Source organism: Streptosporangium sp. NPDC000563 (genome assembly GCF_040299985.1).
Lineage (GTDB): Bacteria > Actinomycetota > Actinomycetes > Streptosporangiales > Streptosporangiaceae > Streptosporangium.
Window position 1 is genome coordinate 1,185,767 of record NZ_JBEPDA010000001.1, and the last position, 16,203, is coordinate 1,201,969.

At 67.1% G+C, this 16,203-nt stretch carries 20 protein-coding genes; 14 read left to right on the forward strand and 6 right to left on the reverse strand.

The features are described from left to right. Positions 1-68: 68 nt before the first annotated feature. Both ABT352_RS05645 and ABT352_RS05650 read left to right on the forward strand, forming a co-directional pair. The gene (locus tag ABT352_RS05645; RefSeq protein ID WP_350942754.1) at positions 69-281 is read left to right on the forward strand and encodes a DUF397 domain-containing protein; all 213 of its coding nucleotides are present in this window, start codon (positions 69-71) and stop codon (positions 279-281) included. A 496-nt stretch (positions 282-777) separates the two neighbouring features. Further along, complete coding sequence (locus ABT352_RS05650) at positions 778-1,554, forward strand: DUF5131 family protein (RefSeq protein ID WP_350942756.1); 777 nt, start codon at positions 778-780, stop codon at positions 1,552-1,554. Here the strand turns inward: ABT352_RS05650 and tcmP are convergent. Continuing rightward, positions 1,541-2,749: a three-Cys-motif partner protein TcmP gene (tcmP, locus tag ABT352_RS05655; protein ID WP_350942758.1), complete on the reverse strand. Its 1,209-nt coding sequence runs from the start codon at positions 2,747-2,749 to the stop codon at positions 1,541-1,543. The two genes, ABT352_RS05650 and tcmP, sit on opposite strands and share 14 nt — an antisense overlap. Before the next feature lie 442 nt (positions 2,750-3,191). On the opposite strand from tcmP, the gene ABT352_RS05660 reads away from it, so the two are divergent. From ABT352_RS05660 to ABT352_RS05670, 3 genes are all read left to right on the forward strand, one after another. Further along, complete coding sequence (locus tag ABT352_RS05660; protein ID WP_350942760.1) at positions 3,192-3,404, forward strand: DUF397 domain-containing protein; 213 nt, start codon at positions 3,192-3,194, stop codon at positions 3,402-3,404. Positions 3,405-3,522: 118 nt separating this feature from the next. After that, entirely contained in the window at positions 3,523-3,855 is a 333-nt protein-coding gene (locus tag ABT352_RS05665; protein WP_350942761.1) for a transposase domain-containing protein, read from the forward strand. An 11-nt stretch (positions 3,856-3,866) separates the two neighbouring features. Then, complete coding sequence (locus tag ABT352_RS05670; protein ID WP_350942763.1) at positions 3,867-4,184, forward strand: hypothetical protein; 318 nt, start codon at positions 3,867-3,869, stop codon at positions 4,182-4,184. Between the two features lie 36 nt (positions 4,185-4,220). Here ABT352_RS05670 and ABT352_RS05675 read toward each other — a convergent pair whose 3' ends face one another. Further along, a complete protein-coding gene (locus tag ABT352_RS05675) occupies positions 4,221-4,628 on the reverse strand; it encodes a hypothetical protein (protein WP_350942764.1) in 408 nt (135 codons plus the stop codon). A 526-nt stretch (positions 4,629-5,154) separates the two neighbouring features. On the opposite strand from ABT352_RS05675, the gene ABT352_RS05680 reads away from it, so the two are divergent. Genes ABT352_RS05680 through ABT352_RS05690 form a run of 3 tightly spaced genes read left to right on the forward strand, consistent with a single transcriptional unit; the run spans position 5,155 to position 8,858 of the window. Further along, positions 5,155-7,005, forward strand: coding sequence for a sensor histidine kinase (locus ABT352_RS05680; RefSeq protein ID WP_350942766.1), 1,851 nt, complete (start codon positions 5,155-5,157; stop codon positions 7,003-7,005). Then, a complete protein-coding gene (locus tag ABT352_RS05685; protein ID WP_350942767.1) occupies positions 7,002-7,670 on the forward strand; it encodes a response regulator in 669 nt (222 codons plus the stop codon). The genes ABT352_RS05680 and ABT352_RS05685 overlap by 4 nt, the downstream gene beginning before the upstream one ends. Positions 7,671-7,712: 42 nt before the next feature. Further along, a complete protein-coding gene (locus ABT352_RS05690) occupies positions 7,713-8,858 on the forward strand; it encodes an alpha/beta fold hydrolase (protein WP_350942769.1) in 1,146 nt (381 codons plus the stop codon). A 138-nt stretch (positions 8,859-8,996) separates the two neighbouring features. Here the strand turns inward: ABT352_RS05690 and ABT352_RS05695 are convergent, their stop codons facing one another. Further along, complete coding sequence (locus ABT352_RS05695) at positions 8,997-9,740, reverse strand: MBL fold metallo-hydrolase (RefSeq protein ID WP_350942771.1); 744 nt, start codon at positions 9,738-9,740, stop codon at positions 8,997-8,999. A 193-nt stretch (positions 9,741-9,933) separates the two neighbouring features. Here ABT352_RS05695 and ABT352_RS05700 point away from each other — a divergent pair, with 193 nt between their 5' ends. Both ABT352_RS05700 and ABT352_RS05705 read left to right on the forward strand, forming a co-directional pair. After that, complete coding sequence (locus ABT352_RS05700) at positions 9,934-10,104, forward strand: hypothetical protein (RefSeq protein ID WP_350942772.1); 171 nt, start codon at positions 9,934-9,936, stop codon at positions 10,102-10,104. A 338-nt stretch (positions 10,105-10,442) separates the two neighbouring features. Next, positions 10,443-10,739 (forward strand): hypothetical protein, encoded by a 297-nt coding sequence (locus ABT352_RS05705; RefSeq protein ID WP_350942774.1) that lies wholly within the window; start codon positions 10,443-10,445, stop codon positions 10,737-10,739. Positions 10,740-11,053: 314 nt separating this feature from the next. On the opposite strand, the gene ABT352_RS05710 is transcribed toward ABT352_RS05705, so the two are convergent. The 3 genes from ABT352_RS05710 to ABT352_RS05720 all read right to left on the reverse strand — a co-directional run bounded on the left by ABT352_RS05710 (position 11,054) and on the right by ABT352_RS05720 (position 12,829). Beyond that, positions 11,054-11,371, reverse strand: a complete 318-nt coding sequence (locus ABT352_RS05710) for a winged helix-turn-helix domain-containing protein (protein WP_350942776.1) — start codon at positions 11,369-11,371, stop codon at positions 11,054-11,056. Further along, the gene (locus tag ABT352_RS05715; RefSeq protein WP_350942778.1) at positions 11,371-11,844 is read right to left on the reverse strand and encodes a hypothetical protein; all 474 of its coding nucleotides are present in this window, start codon (positions 11,842-11,844) and stop codon (positions 11,371-11,373) included. Before ABT352_RS05715 ends, ABT352_RS05710 begins: the two co-directional genes overlap by 1 nt. Positions 11,845-12,202: 358 nt before the next feature. Continuing rightward, positions 12,203-12,829, reverse strand: coding sequence for a TetR/AcrR family transcriptional regulator (locus ABT352_RS05720; RefSeq protein ID WP_350942779.1), 627 nt, complete (start codon positions 12,827-12,829; stop codon positions 12,203-12,205). Positions 12,830-12,931: 102 nt separating this feature from the next. Between ABT352_RS05720 and ABT352_RS05725 the strand changes: the two genes are divergently transcribed. The 4 genes from ABT352_RS05725 to ABT352_RS05740 all read left to right on the forward strand — a co-directional run bounded on the left by ABT352_RS05725 (position 12,932) and on the right by ABT352_RS05740 (position 16,170). Further along, entirely contained in the window at positions 12,932-13,585 is a 654-nt protein-coding gene (locus ABT352_RS05725; RefSeq protein WP_350942781.1) for a hypothetical protein, read from the forward strand. A 26-nt stretch (positions 13,586-13,611) separates the two neighbouring features. Continuing rightward, a complete protein-coding gene (locus tag ABT352_RS05730) occupies positions 13,612-14,544 on the forward strand; it encodes a CPBP family intramembrane glutamic endopeptidase (protein WP_350942783.1) in 933 nt (310 codons plus the stop codon). 205 nt (positions 14,545-14,749) lie between these two features. Beyond that, positions 14,750-15,121, forward strand: a complete 372-nt coding sequence (locus ABT352_RS05735) for a MerR family transcriptional regulator (RefSeq protein ID WP_350942785.1) — start codon at positions 14,750-14,752, stop codon at positions 15,119-15,121. Positions 15,122-15,156: 35 nt separating this feature from the next. Further along, positions 15,157-16,170 carry a zinc-binding dehydrogenase gene (locus tag ABT352_RS05740; protein WP_350942786.1) on the forward strand — a complete coding sequence of 338 codons (1,014 nt, stop codon included), beginning with the start codon at positions 15,157-15,159 and terminating at the stop codon, positions 16,168-16,170. The last annotated feature ends 33 nt before the right edge of the window (positions 16,171-16,203 follow it).

Genomic DNA, 16,203 nt, shown 5'->3' on the forward strand with positions numbered 1-16,203 from the left:
GGGAAGCTCCCGGTCGTTGCTGGGAGCTTTCCCGTGCGCCGTTATCCGAGTGGAGAGGCGGAGAGACCGTGGACCTGGGTGATGAGTTGAAGGGCGCGGCCTGGCGCAAGGCCACCAAGAGTGGCCCCAATGGTGGGGACTGTCTTGAGGTGGCTCCGCTGTCGGGTGGTCGGGTGGGTCTGCGGGACACGGAGGCTCTGGAGCAGGCGCCGTTCGTGGTGAGTGCGAGCGTGTGGGACGCGTTCATCGACGGTGCCAAGAAGGGCGAGTTCGACTTCTGAGCCACCCCCGGAAGCACCCGAAACCCCTGGCCGCTCGGTCAGGGGTTCCGTCGTTGGCCTACTTGCGGTCGGTGTCGGAGGCTTTCAGGCCGGATGCTTCCATGACGGTGCCTGCGTCGCACCGGGGCAGATCTTGCTCATGCCTGATCTCCATGGTGATCCTCATCGTGGCGGTCTTCTCGACATCCGCTCTCCGTGATCTCACCTGTCCCGGCCGAGGGCGATCAGCCTGCGTACCGGGACCGGGTGGGAGACGAACCCCTTCCGGACACGTCGGCTCATCGGCGAATGTGCCTCGCTCCCTCGGACAGGCTCAGGTCTGCGGCATCATTTCAAATCCGGATTTGCCGTGCTTTGCCAGATCGGAGCATGGAAAGATAACTTCGTGGATCCTTAATTATGAGTGTTGCAGAGAAAGTGATGGCGATATGGTGTATCAATAATCACGTCGGTATCCGTACACTCGGCGGGATTGCCCGAGCGGAGGGAATGACCAATGGCTGACCGAAGCCGGATCGAATGGACCGAGGTTACCTGGAACCCCACGACCGGGTGTGATCGCGTTTCGGCTGGTTGCGATAATTGTTACGCGCTTACGCTCGCGAAGCGACTTAAAGCCATGGGCGCCGCGAAGTACCAGCGGGATGGCGACCCTCGCACCAGTGGACCCGGTTTCGGGGTGACCTTGCACGAGGACACGCTGGCGGCGCCGCTACGCTGGCGCGAACCACGAATCGTTTTCGTGAACTCGATGAGCGATCTGTTCCACGCACGGGTTCCTGTCGGCTTCGTCCGCCAGGTCTTCGACGTCATGGCGGCGACGCCTCAGCACACCTACCAGGTGCTGACAAAGCGTGCCACCCGGCTCGCGCGCATCGCCGACCAACTCCCATGGCCGGACAACGTCTGGATGGGCGTCAGCGTCGAGAACCGGGAGGTAGCGGCCCGGGTCGATGCTCTGCGGCAGGTGCCGGCCGCCGTGAGGTTCATCTCCGCGGAGCCCCTTTTGGGCTCGTTGAGCGGCATCGACCTCGCGGGCATTCACTGGTTGATCGCCGGTGGAGAGAGCGGAGCCGGTGCCAGGCCCATCGACCCCCGGTGGGTGCGTGAGCTCCGTGACCAGTGTCTTCGGGACGGGGTCGACTTCTTCTTCAAGCAGTGGGGTGGCAGGACTCCCAAGGCCGGTGGACGCCTGCTGGACGAGCGCACCTGGGACGAGATGCCGGTGCGCCGTCCTGCCGCCTCACGTTCGGCCCGCCCTATGACGGCTTAGCCCGGCTGATCACCTCCAGGTGAAATTTGCCTCTGCTGTCTTTGTCGATCACTCCCGCACTGTTAAGGCGTTTTACCGCCTCTCTGATATGCGGTATCCACGCTGATCCGAGGGTGGTGCCGTAGACATCGGTCAAGTGGTCGACGATACGAAAACTTCCGTGTGAGGCCAGTAATCTCTGAAGATTATTCTCGATTTCCGCGACCCATTTCGGCTCTTCATCCTGCCGATACCTTTTGCTGTCGAAGGCCGGTGGTTCTTCGTCACCGAAGAGCGATGCCTGCCCGGCTGTCTCGTGTTTTCGACGATTTCTGGTCACCCGGTCGTTTCGCCATGCCTCATGCCAGTCCATGCCCGCCTTCCCCAGGGCATCGGCGAACTGCCACTTGCCTTCCACGTGGCGGGTGAAGAGGACGAGGACGTATCTCGGCTGGTTGTCCGGATGTGGCCGGACGGGCATGCTCACGGAGTCGAAGCCGGTCTCGTCTCTGATGACTTCGCGATACCTGTCACTCACGGTGAGGGCCGCAGAGGTGGCGCTGCCGAGGTCATCGGCGCCGGCAACGCGTGCGAAATGCTGGTGCCACCAGTCTCCGCCGAGGAAACGGTTCAGTCGTTCGATCTTCTTCATGTCTTCCGGCGGTGGGCTTTCGTGGTCGCGTACCTGCCTGACAGCGGGTCCGAGTCGGGCGACCCCGCTCACGCTGAAATGGAGGAGAACCTCTGTCGGAGCGAGGTCGTCCCTCATGAGGATCTGCCCGAGCTGATCATGATGGAGTGCCGTTCCGAACGGGTCGAGGAACACGAAGAGCGCTGCTCCCCGTGCCTCGGTGAGCACCTCCGGCAGACGCTCCCCCAGGTCGCCGTGGAGAGTCGCATGCTTGAGCCCGCGTCCCTCCTCGGTGAGTAGGCGTGTCAGGTAGGCGTAGTGCCGGGGATCCTTCTCCACGAAGAGCCCGGTGATGTTTCGGTAGTCCTTGACGAACTCCGCAGCCTGCACCAGGAGTAGCGGGGACCCTGGGGAACCATCCTCATACCGCCCTCGACCGGCGTAGCCGTCCACGAAGACCACTCGATGATCTTTCACTCTGAATCCGGCCTTCGCTGCGAACACCGGCGGATATCGCTTCAAGATCCCATGCTTGAACACTGCCGCAGCGCGCTTTTCGCGAAAGAAGTCCTCGTTTGCGGTCATTTCGATGATCCTGTCGACGGGAGGATAGACGCCTCGTAGCACGGCAAACATGTGGCACTGGAAAGCTTCGACAAGAATGACACATGAAGGTTCACCTGCTCCCGTTTTCCTGCGAGATACGGTCGGCCGATATTCGATAAAAATGCTTATTTATTGTAGATTTTCGCTGCTTGGAAGCGGAAAGATCTTCGTTGAGGCGTCTCGATGTAGGAGTGTCATAACGGGGACATCTCGCTCATCCATTGCTTAACCCTGGCATTAAGGTGGCGCAAGGAGGTGGTCCTCTGCTCAGAGGAGTAAGTCGCCCGTTCCACTTCTGCTGGCTCATCCGCTCGTGACCGTTTGTGGGTATGGATTGTCCAGAAGATGTGGAAGCCGTCCGTGCCAGATGCAAGGCACTGCGCGCGGAGGCGCAGCTCCGATGAGCGTAAAGGTGGAAGCCGTGGATCTGAATGATGAGCTGAAGAGCGCGGCCTGGTGTAAGGCCACCAAGAGTGCGTCAAACCAAGGGAACTGCCTGGAGGTGGCTCCGTTGTCGGGTGGTCGGGTGGGTCTGCGGGATACGGAGGCTCCGGAGCGGGCGCCGTTCGTGGTGAGTGCGAGTGTGTGGGACGCGTTCGTGGACGGCGCGAAGAAGGGCGAGTTCGACTTCTAGTACCAACGCCGTTCAGTTAGGGGAGAGGGCGGTTCGTCAAGACCGGTGAACAAAACAGCGGAGCCGCTGTAGAGGAGGTCTGTCACTCCAAGACATCCTCACTACAGGAGCGCCGCTGTTGGAACAGGTCGCCATGCAACGAACGACCGGGGTGGCCGCTGGGGTGTTCGCGCCGGGACACCTGGGCGAACTGACCCGGATCGTCCCGTTCGAGATGGTCGATGAGGTGCTGGCAGAGACTCGTGCGCAGGAGCGCAGGGTGTGGCTGGTGCCGGCTCGGGTCACGGTCTACCTGCTGCCGGCCGCGGGCTTGTTCACCGACTTGGGTTACCGGCAGGTCTTCGACCGATTGTGTGCCGGGCCGGCGGGCCTGGCATTGGTACGGCCCAGCGGCAGCGCTCTTCGCCAGGCTCGCCAGAGACTGGGGTCAGCCCCGATGAAAGCGCGCTGACCGTCTACCAGGTGCTACGGACCGCGATGACCGACGCCACCGACAGCGTCCCGGGCACCGACCCGGACCGGGCCGGCTTCACCACCGCTCTGGCCGCCGCCCGCGACCAGCTCGTCCTGGCCGCCGGCGTCGTCTCCGGCACCGACATCGACCTGATCGGCACCATCGTCCGTCACGTCCTGGCTCATCCCCTGCCCGCCCGGCGAGTCCGCACCAAAGACCGCATCGTCAAACGCGCAATCTTCAAGTACAACGCCCGCGGACCCGCCATCGACCGGACCACCTACAAAGCCACCATCAGCACCAACATGCTCCCGGCCAGCCCTTGACACCACCGTCCCGACGCTGACTGAACGGCGTCGGGTTCAGGCCTCCTCGCATGCGATCTCGGGCGGGCAGCTGACCTTCGCGCCGCCGAACCTGACCCGGGTACCGCCAGGCACGCTCAGCCGGTAGTCGGCGCCGCAGTCGCCGCCCCCGCATTCGTAGTCGATGGTCATGCGGCGCTCGCTCCACGACTCGGTGTGGCGCTTGGGGCCGGTCCAGCGCAGCCTGCGGTCGACCACGACCTCGCCCGCCGGCCCGGTGACCACGGTGATCGTCACCGGGCCGCTGGAGTCGACCTCCAGCTCGTCTCCGGTCAGTCGGTACGTGCCGCGGGTGGTCTCCGAAGCGGGCACAATCGGCTCGCGGCTGTTGCTGTGGATCAGCATCGCGCCCCCGGTGATTGCGGCAGCAGCCAGCAGGGCGGTGGCTCCGAAGATCTTCTTCATGCTTCAAAGGTAGGAACTCGCGGCCCGGCGAACGATGGTGCTGCGTTCCCACTTGAGGGTGGTGCCGGCACCCCCCTCGAACCGATGAGCTTCCCCCCGCAGGACGGACACCTCGCCTGAGTTTCGTGAGCGCGCCGTCGCGCCGGCCCGGTTCCGGCCGTGGCAGAACGATTTCACCGGCCGAGCCGGTCCCCGCCGGCACGGGTGACCGCTCAACGCCGAGAGCTTCCGGTCATGGTCGGGAGCTCTCGGCGCCTCAAGGGCCGGCCCCGGGGGACACCCGGTGCCGTGACCGGCGAACCTTCCCGGTCACCGTTCCGATGTCCTCAGACCCCGAGAATGCTGGATGAGGGTCGGGCGGTCAGATGTGCTACTCATGCACGATGGGGGACGTAGGTATCGGTAGAAGTCGGCGGATCCTGGTTGCGGCGGTCGTGACCATGATGATCAGGCTGGTCGTCCTGGTGGCCGGGACCCTGGACGACCGGATTTCGCGCTACCGCCGCCTTGAACCCTGCTGACCGCCATGCAGTGGGTTGCGCTCGTCCTGGCCATGCTGATCGTGTACGGCGCGGCTGTACGGCGCACCGCGGAGACGGCCGGGGTGGTGGCGCTCGCCTTTGTCGTCATTGCGGGTGGGGTCTCCGGTTTTCCGGGGTGGCGGGTCCGCGATGTCGTCGGGAGCCTGTTGCTGGCTGCCGGATTGGCCGCGGTGGCGTGGGCGCTGGGGCGGTGGCGGCGGCGGGTCCTCGCCAAGCGGAACGCGCTCGCCGCTTTTCTGGCGGGGGTCGAGGCAGTGCCCGCGACGGCTGCCGCGGTGGAGCGGCTTCGGCTGGCCGGTGAGTTGCACGACACCGCGGCTCATCGGCTCACCGGCATCGTGGTCGGTGCGGCCTCGGCGCTGCGGCTGGGGGATGCGCGGCTGGTGGCGTCCGCGCTGGAGCACGCGGCGGCTGAGGGGCGGCTGGTGGTGAGGGAACTGGCCGCGCTCACGGATGGCGTTCCCGGGGTGCCGCGGCTGGCCGACGTCGACACGCTGGCCGGACCAGGGGTGGTGTACCGCAGGACGGTGGACGAGGTGCCGGAGAAGGTGGCGGCGGTCGCGTACCGGGTGGTGCGGGAGGCGCTGACCAACGCCGCCCGATACGCGCCGGGCGCGCAGGTGCGGGTGGAGCTCGCCGCCACAGACGGAGACCTGATGGTGACGGTGATCAACCAGGCCGGGGAAGGCGGCAGGGCGGAGGACGGCCTCGGGGCGGGAAAGGGGCTGGCCGGGCTCAGGGTGGCCGTGGCCGAGTGTGGGGGAACGCTGACCGCCGGTCCCCAGGGCGACGGGTGGGCCGTGGTGGCGTCCTTCCGGATGACGACCCGGGGGCCGGGAAGGAAGGACGGGTGGCGAGGGAGACGGGGGGCGGATTGGGCGCTGGTGGCATTGGCCGTCGGACTGTCGGTCGGGACCAGCCTGCTCGACAGTGACCCTGCCGACCTGCTGCTTCTTCTTCCGCTCTGCGCACTCCACGCACTGCCGCTCGGCTGGCGCAGACGGGCACCCGGCTTCGCGCTGGCGGTGGCGCTGTCGATCTACCCGGTGCTGGTGGCGACGCGAAGCGTACCGCCCGCGGGAGATGTGTTCCTGTGGTGCTCGTGGGTGGAACTGGCGCTGCTCTACGCCGTCGGACTGAGCGGGAAGGGCCTTACCGCTTGCCTGGGCATGGCGGCGGTAGGTGGACTGGCGCTGGCGGCCGGCCCGGGGATCACGGGCGATCGGCTCGGCGCGTGGGTGGTGCTGGGCCTGGGTGTCACCGTGCCCGCCGTCACCGCCTGGGCACTTGGCGCGGCCGTCGCGACGATTCGGGCGCGGCGTTCGGTCGGAGAGGCGCAGGTGCGCACGGCGACGGATGAGCTGACGGCGGCAGCCGTACGAACGGAGCGGGACAGGATCGCGGACGGCTTGCGGCGTACGGCGATGCGCCACGCGAAGGCGGTCGTGGCGGCGGCGGACGCGGGCCGGCTCGCCGACGCGCTGGCCGAGGCCAGGCGGGGCCTCACCGCGCTCAGAGACCTGCTCGAAGAGCTGGGCGAAACTGGAGATCCGGCCCCTACGCTGGCTGGAGTAGCGGCGCTGGCCTCCCGCAAAGGCGCCGTCGTCAAGTTCACGGGCGAGCGCCGCGAGGTGGACCCGGCGGTTCAGGTGGCCGCGTTCAGAGCGGCGGAGCGATTCTTCGAGCACAGCGACGAGGTAACCGTGGCCTACCTGAACGGTGGCGTAAGCATTGAGGGCAGGGCCACGGCCGGGCTCCGAGACCTCGCCGACGCGGTCGGGGGAGAACTGATCACCATGGCTGATGGCACGATACGGGTATGGCTCCCCGAATGATCACCATTCTTGTCGCCGACGATCAGGCGGTCGTGCGGGCGGGCATAGCAGCCGTCCTGGACGCCGAGCGCGATATGACCGTGGTGGGTCAGGTGGCCGACGGGCAGGCGGCGGTCGAGTCGACTCTCCGATCGCGTCCCGACGTGGTGCTGATGGACGTCAGGATGCCCGGCCTCGACGGCCTGCGGGCCACGGCGCGCATCACCGCCGAGGTGCCCGGGACGCGGGTGGTGGTGCTGACCACGTTCGGGTTGGACGACTACGTCTTCGGCGCGTTGCGTGCCGGCGCCGCCGGGTTCCTGCTGAAGGACGCGGAGCCCGAGCGGGTGATCGACGCGGTCCGGGTGGTCGCGGCCGGAGACGCCATGCTCGACCCAGGCATCACGAGGCGGCTTATCGACCGATTCGCGGAAGAGCCGCCGCCGTACAACGGCGGCACGGGTGTGCTCACGCCGCGCGAGACCGAAGTGCTCAAGCAGGTCGCCACCGGCCTGAGTAACGCCGAGATCGGCGCGGTGCTCGGCATCAGCCCGGCCACCGTCAAGGACCACATCGCGGTGATCCTCGGCAAGCTCGGCGTACGCAACCGCCTTCAGGCCACCATCGTCGCGTACGAGACGGGCCTGGTCCGCCCCGCCGCGCGGCGGGGGAGCAGTCCATCCTGACGAAGGAAGAGCCGGCCCTCTCACCTTCCTAGCGTTGATCCCATGAAGCTCGTCCTGGGGGCCGTCCTCGCCCTGATCCTCTCGCCGCTGGTCTTCTTCGGCGTCGCCATGGTCGTTCCCGTATACCCGGTCTTCGCCGGAGCGGCCGCCGCCTCGATCGTGGCGATCGCGTGGCTGGTCACGCGAAAAGCGCTGTATGCCGCAGGTGTCACCGTCGTGCTCTGCGGCATCGCCGCCGTCACCGTCATGCTCCCGTCTCCCGCACCGGTGCCGGTGATTCCGGCGGGTGTGCGGTTCTGGGACCTGCCCACCGGTTCCCGCCTGGCCTATGTCAGCGAACCGGCCAGGGGTACGGCCGGACCGTACCCGGTGATCTTTCTGCACGGTGGCCCCGGCACACCGGGTGAGGGGGTGCCGGAGGGCGGGCGGGAACTGGCCGGTGAGGGGTTCGACGTCTATGCCTACGACCAACTCGGCGCTGGACGCTCCACGCGCCTCGACGATGTCAGCGGTTACACGGTGGCCAGGCATGTCGCCGATCTCGACGCCGTCCGCAGCGCGATCGGCGCCGAGCGGGTGATCCTGGTCGGCAGGTCCTGGGGCGGCACCCTGGCGGCCGCGTACATGGCCGCCCATCCCGACCGCGTCGCCAGGGCCGTGCTGACCTCGCCGGGAGCGATCTGGGAGCCTGCCTATCCCGACGGCGTGGGCTCGCCCTGGGGCAACGGGGACGGGCCCGACGGTTCGCTGCGCTTCCTCGTCCAGAACGTCCTGCTCGGGCTCAACCCGGCGGCCGCGCACAGCATGGTGCCCGACCGCGAGGCGGACGCCTACTTCCGCGAACTGCTCATCTCCGTCAAGGACGCCACCGGCTGCCCGGGGGCGGCGCCCGCGCCCACGCACACCAACCAGCCCGGCTTCTACGTCAACCAGGTCACCTCCGCAGACGCGGAGACCGTACCCGATCCCAGGCCCAAGCTGCGTCAGGTCCACGTGCCGACGCTGATCGTGCGCGGCCAGTGCGACTACCTCAAGTGGCAGGTCACCGACGAATATCGGCGCACTCTGCCGAACTCGACATTCCTCTACGTGCCCGGAGCAGGGCACTCCATCGCCAACGGCCGCCCTGACCTCTACCGTGAGCTCCTGACGGCCTTCCTCCTCGGGAGAAAGCTACCTACGCCCTAGCGCTTTGCGATCTTGGTGGTTGCGGTGGCGTGGACTTCTGATAACCGTCCCGAAGATGATGATCGGTGCCATCGAAGTACGCCGCATTCCGAAGGCCGGAGAACCACGCGAGGCATTCGAAGCCCAAGGAGACCTTCCTCAGGAAAGATCGATGGCGAGGCCGGAAGTGGCGATGCCGAGCTCGCCGTCGTATTCGGCCCCGGCGGCGGCTCGCGCGGCTGTGGCGTCCGTCCCCGGTTGCAGGTGAGTCAGCAGCAGGTTCCGGACGTCGGCCTCCTTGGCCTGCCGACCTGCCTGGCGGGCGCTCGACAGGTTGCGCCGCGAAACCTCGGGGACCCGGTCCGCATAGGTGGCCTCGGCCAGGAACAGGTCGGCGCCGCGCGCCAACTCCACCACTTCGGGGCTCGGGCCGGTGTCGCCGGTGTACGCGAGCACCCGCCCGCCCGCCGTCAGCCGTACGCCGGCATTGGGCACCGAGTGTGGCAGCAGACGGGTCCGCGCGTGGAACGGGCCGATGTCGATCCGGTCGCCGGGGGTGAACTCGCGCAGGACATGGGCGTCGGCCAGCATTTCCGGGCGGTCCAGCGCGAGCACCGCGTCCAGGGCGCCGGGCAGTGCGTACACCGGCAGGGGAGGCGGCGGATCGTCACGGAACGCGCGTGCCCGCAGCAGCGGGTTCAGGTCGGCGCAGTGATCGGGATGTCCGTGACTGACGAACACCGCGTCGACCTGATCGGCGGTGATCCGTTCCAGCAGCCGCGGCACCGTCGCGTACCCGGGGTCGACGAGCAGCCTGAACCCGTCGTGCTCCACGAGATAACCGCCGCAGGCCTGGCCCGCTCCCGGCCATGCGCCGCATCCGCCAAGGATCGTCAGCAGCATCCACGAACCCTAACCGCGTCGGCCGTGGCGCGTCCGTGGGAGTGCCGACGAGGAATTCCGGTCGCGTACGGCTCGGGCCGGCCGAAGTCGAGCAGGACGGAGACTTTCGGTCCCTCCCAGTGACTTGCAAGTGGGTTTGCAGAGGCCCTTGGTTTGATTCTGGAGCAGCACACAGCGATGGAAAGGGATTCGAATGAGGACTTTTGTCAGGCGTACGGTCGCCCTCGCCGCCACCACCACCGTGGCGCTGATGATCGTCGGTTTCGCGACCACGGGCGCCGCCCAGGCTAAGCCGCGCGAGCTCCCCTGGTACCCGTGCGTCATCGACGGCAAGCCGATGATGTGCTCCGACGGTCCTTTCTAGCACCCACCGGGACGGCCATCGAAGTGTAAGGGGGAGCGTCCGGCCATGTTCGGAAGCTGAAAAGGCGTCCCGGTCACCCCTGACGAAGCCCCGCTCCTCGCACCTCGGAGGAGACGGGGCTTCAGTGTGTGCCGCCGTTCGAAAGCCCGGGGAGGATCGGACGGACGGCGAAGTCGTCATTGTCTGCGGCGGGTGAGGTGCTTCCACCTCCCCGGCTGAGAGATGGTGCCGGGTTTTCGGGTTCGAGGGATGGCCGATGTCGGACACGCTTGGTTGCCGGTGAGTCACCAAGGGTATGTCGTGGCACGTTGCCAAACCCCCGCGAAAAGGCATTTCCTATGACCTTCTCCCGCACGACCATCAGCCGCGCCGCCTTACTTCTGACGGTTCTCGCCGCACCGTTCGTCATCCCGGCGACCGCGTACGCCGACAGCCACTACGTCTGCGCGGACGGCACCCGCTTCCAGCTCTCGGAGATGCTCGGCTACCACGTGCTGGCGAACCAGTGCACCGGCAGCGGAACCGAGAGCCCGGTCATGATCACCATCACCTCCGGCTACTACGCGGGCGAGCACTTCTGCCAGCAGCTCCTCGCCCACGGACCGGAGCTGGTCAGCGGCATGCAGTGCACCTGAGCCGGACAGCCTGCTGCTTCTACACCTCCACGATCAAGGTTTTGCGACGGCCGGTTGAATCCACCCTGGAACCCAGGTGCCGGCTCCCGGCCTCATCCGGGCGGCCTTGCTCGGGCATCGACCGGATGCCCTGGCAAGGGCCTCGCCGAGGGCCTGCGCGTCCGCACCGCGGTGGCTGTACCCCGTCCGTTCCGCGTTCGCCTTCGTCCAGCGGTCATGGCCGGGCTGATCCAGCTGATGGTGGACCACACAGGGTGCATGGTTGGCCAGATGCTCAACGCTCCATCTACCGTGCTGTGGGCGGGCGATCACTGCTACTCGGCGGCGGGCTGCTTGTCGAACGTACGGGCGAGCGCGACGATCCGCTCCAGCGCCGCCGCGTGCCGCACGAATGCCTCGCGGCCCTGAGGAGTGAGCTGCGCGTACGTACGCCGCGCCCGCTTGTCCTGGCTCTTGCGCACGATGACGTATCCGGCGTCGGCCAGCGCGGAGAGTTGCTTGGACAGGGCCGAGTCGCTGGTGCCGATCGCGTCCCGGAGGAAGCCGAAGTCCACCCAGTCGGCCGGCGCCAGCACCGCCACGATCGATAGCCTGGCCGGTACATGCAGGAACTCGTCGAACTGCGGATCCATCAGCTCCGCCTGCCGCCCTGCTGGACGAACGACCTCATGACCAAGCGATTGACGGGCGCGGTCGCGACATATGCGAGGGATGCCAGGATGGCGCCGAACATGGCCTGCGACATCAGACCATGCGCGGGCGCGTCAAGGAGCGCGAAAGCGAGGGTCCGCCCGACACCGAAGATCATGCAGATGCCGATCAGCACCGCGCCGTGGTACAGCACCTCCTGGATGATGGGTTGCCTCTGGACCGAGGCCCGATATTCGTAAACGATGCCCACCGCTACGTACAGGAAGAGTCCGAGTGCGCCGCCGATGAGCCGCCACGGCGTTTCCAGATCGATCGAGGCGAAGGTGACGAAGAGGCCGAGCGCGACGATGATCACGCGGGGCATCGCGAAGCTGCGGCGGACGATCTCGTTCTTGGTCGTTTCCTGGAGTCGGCGGATGTCCTCAAGTGAGGACTGAGCGTCGTGCGGGTTCAAGAAGGCCACCTTCGTGGTCGATATGACTGTTTTCCTGTGAGGAAAGTAGCAGCTGTTTTCCTCTAAGGAAAGTCGTCGTGGAGTCCTTCCCTCCGAGGCGCGCCGACCGCGGCATACGGCGGGGGGATCACGCAGAACCCGTCCGACGCAGGAGTGCGGTAGCGGCCCGAGCCTGAACCGGCGGGGGATGGCGCCGCATACGTGAGGGCGTCGAGCTGAGTCCACCGTCTCAAGGGCCATGATCTCGACCTGGGTGATCCGAAGAACCGGCGCCCACGGACCGGAACCGGTCAGCGGCATGCGATGCACCTGAGCCGGGCAACCTGCTGCCTTCCGATGGGCCGATGGGCCGGGTGCGTCAGTGCTCGGACTGCTCGGCCCCGGTGTGGTCGCTCATGACGGCGTCGACGGCCATGCGGAGCGTGTCGGTCTCGAATTCGAGTCGCGAGGCGGCGGCGGGAAGCGCGCGCTCGACGAGGAGGCCGTTGAGGACGGATGCCAGGAACCGTGCGCGTCGCTCGACGTCGTTCGCCGGGATCGCGCCTTCGTCGGCGAGGACGGTCAGCCAGCGCTCGATGCGGTGCAGGCCCAGTCGCTCCAGCGAACGGTATGTAGCGACCTGATCATCCGTCAGGTCGGGCGCGATGTACGTCTCGTGGACCGTGCGCCAATACTCGCGCGCCCGGTTTCCGGTACCGACCTGTGAAAGCAGTTGTCGCAGGCACTCGACGAGGCGCTCCGTCGGCGCTCGTTCGATGTCGAGGATGGGATCGTCGGGGATGTCGATGTCGTAGACGCCGGCGACGACGGTGTCGATGAGCTCCCGTTGCGTCGGGAAGAAGTGGCGAAGCGAACCCATGCTGACGCCTGCTCGGGCGGCGACTCCTCGGACGCTCAGCCGAGCGCCCGGGTCCTCTCCGAGCATGGTCGCCGCGGCGATCAGGATCCTGTCGCGGGTGTCCCGTTTCGGTGGACGGTCGGTCATCGTCGGAACCTCCTCACGCCCCATTTTTAGCACAGTGTGCTAGCTTCAATGAACTAGCACAGTGTACTAGTGATGGCGTGACCGAAGACAGGAGGTTCTCGGGTGGCGTTCGGAGGATGGAGCAACCGTCGCGCGGCACGGCGCGTGCGCCCTGGCAACGGCGTGCCGCTGCCACGTTTTCGCTGGTGGCAGCTGCTGAGCAGGTCGGTACGCACGCTGACGCTTCGCGCACCGGACGGCACCGTGTCCACCTACGCGGTCGACGTCCGTCAGCTGGGTGATCGCGACGACGGCGCGGTACGCGCGCGGCTCTATCGCGACGGCGCACTCGTTTCGCTCTCGACGACACCGGCCCGCTTCCCCGTGCCGGGCGGTCACATCGAGGTCGTCGTCGGCACCTACGGCTTACGACGCTGCCACTACGTGCGGGCCGACGGCACTGAGGCGCAGTTGACGCCCCATCCCGCTTCCGCCGAGGGGCGACGCGCTCACCTGCATCGGACGCACCCGGAGCTGAGCCGCCTCGTCGGCGTCGTCTCGACACTGCTCGTGCTCGTCGGGATCTGCGTGGCCGTGCCACAACTCGTCGAGACCATCTCGCACATTCCGCCCGTGGCGGATGCGCTCGGGACATTCGATCTCCCTGTGCACATCCCGGTCGAGGCGAACATCGCCGCCGGCGTCGCAGCGGTCGCGGGCAGCACCGAACGCGCACTGCGACTGCGTTCGAACTGGCTCGACTCTCTCGCGAGCTGACCATGAGGACCACGAGGAAGGACGCCATGACGAACACCACCGAGGGTTGGCTCCTTCGAGCCGACGAGCCCGAACGCCCGACTCGCGTGCCTGCCGGCGTCGAATACCACCGCATCTACGCGGGCGACAAGCGCCGGATCGCGCGCGGCATCCTCGCGATCGTACTGCTGTTCGCCGGGCTCATCGGCTTCGCGCAGCTGTTCCTGATCGGCGCCGCCGTCATCGACGCGCGACTCCTCGGCCGTACGGGCTTCACCCCGCTGCGACAAGCCGCCGGCGCGCTCTCGCTCGCCGTGCTCATCCCCTACAGCATGCTGCTGCAGCGCCTGCTCTACGGTGTGCCCGCAGGTTCGCTGCACTCCGTTTCGGGACGTTTCCGCTATGGCGTCCTCGGCCGCTCGCTGCTCGTCTTCGGGCCGCTGCTCCTCCTCGTCGTCTCCGTCGGGTTCTTTCTCGTGCCCGGCGAGGCGGTCCCCTGGACGGCCGCCGATCTCGTCGCGTTCATCGTCATCAGCACGCTGCTCAGCCCGCTGGCGGCGGCCGGTGAGGAGTACGGGCTGCGGGGCCTGATGTTCCGCGTCCTCGGCGGCTGGACCCGCGGCGCCCGCTCCGGGGCGATCCTCGGCATCGTCGTCACGACCGTGCTGTTCTCGCTCTTCCACGGCACGCTCGATCCCTACCTGCTCACCTCGTATCTCGTGCTGTTCTCGGCACTGGCGATCGTCACCTGGCGCACCGGCGGGCTTGAGGTCGCCGTCGTGCTGCACGCCGTCTACAACGCCACGGCGTTCGTCCTCGCCACGACACTCCATCTCGACCTCGGCGGAGCCCTCAGCAGTCGTGGCGAGACGGTCGGTTCGGTCGGGAACCTGGTGCCGAGCGCCGGGCTTGTCGTCATCACCGCGATCATCTGGTGGATGACCAGGAAGTCGGGTCCGGCACGCACGCCTTCAGCGTGACGTGAGGCGGCGCGAGCCTTTTTCCTGGGCCGTTCACCAGCACCTCATGAGTGCAAGCACGCGGGACGCGTTCGTGGACGGAGTGAAGGAGGGGTCGACTTCCGGCCGTCGTGGGGCAGCAGGTTCGTGACGCCCGTGGCCGCTCTCGGGTGTGTCGCGGGATGGTCCGGGAAGATCGTGGCGACTTCGTGGGTTGGGATCGAGCATGAAGATCGGCGAGGCGGCCAGGAGCAGCGGCGTCAGCGTCAGGTCGCTGCGGTTCTACGAGGACGAAGGTCTCATCGTTCCCGGCCGGTGCGGTAACGGATACCGCGATTATTGCGGCTCCACCATCGACCGAGTGATCGTCATTCGCTCACTGCTGGATTCGGGACTGTCCGTGCGACTGATCAGGGACGTGCTGCCCCACGTCACGGGCGAATCCATGGGCCGCGATCAACTGTGTGAAGAGTTCCTGGCCGAGGTCCGACGCTATCGCGATCGACTCAAGACCCGCGTTGCCGCGCTCACCACCCAACTGTCGGCGCTCGACGCGTTCCTGGACGAGAGTTCACACCGGCCGAAGCGAACGACTTGACCTTGACACCAGCGTGAGGCTTCTACGTTCCAGGGATGGACATCGAGAACGTGACATCCGCCGAAACGATGCGTGCCCTGGTGCAATACTCACGTAGCGGCCCGAAAGACCTGGCGCTGGTGGTCGACCATCCGCGTCCCATCGGTCCGGGTCCGGGTGACTACGTGATCCGGGTGGGTGCGGCGGGGATCAACTTCGCGGACGTGATGCAGACCCACGGGACTTACGGTGGCGGGCCGCATCCTCCCTATGTGGCCGGGTTCGAAGCAGCCGGTGAGATCGTCGCCGCCGGTGCTGAGATCGATGATCCGCTCCCGGCGGGCACCCATGTCATAGGAGTCGGCCCCGGTGCCTTCGCCGAGTACATGCTGATGCCGGCCAGGGGTGTCCTCCCGGTTCCTTCTGGGTGGAGCGACGCCGAAGCCTTGGGCATGGTGCTGAACTGGGCGACGGCCCTGGCGGCGCTGCGGCCACTGGGCGATCTCAAGGCCGGTGAGGTGGTGCTCGTTCATGCCGCCGCGGGAGGCGTGGGACAGGCCGCCGTCCGCCTCGCCCGTCACTACGGGGCCCAGGTCATCGCCACCGCGTCGCCGGCGAAACACGACGACGTCAGGGCGCTCGGAGCCGACGTGGTTCTGGATCCCTCGCGTGGCGATCTGGCCGAGGAGATCCTGCGCCGGACCGCCGGTGTCGATTTGGTGCTCGAATCGGTCGGCAAGACCACCTTCGAGGCCGGTTTGTCGGTGACCAAACCCTTCACCGGCCGGGTCGTCGTCTTCGGCGCCGCCTCCGGAGACGCCCGCCTGACGACCCATGACCTGGTCTTCACCCACCGGGTGCAGATCAAGGGACTCCACATCGGCGCGCTGGCAGAGGCGGCGCCCTCCATCTACCGGGAGGTGCTCGACGAGATCGAGCGGTTGATCGCGCAGGGCGTCTACCTGCCCGGCACCCCTCAGGTGCATTCCCTCGACGAGGGCCCGATGGTCCTGCAAGACCTCGGGGCAGGTCTGACCCGCGGCAAGCACACCCTTGACCCGAGACGCTAGAGGAGCGCAAGGCGGCTCACCGCAACGCTCATC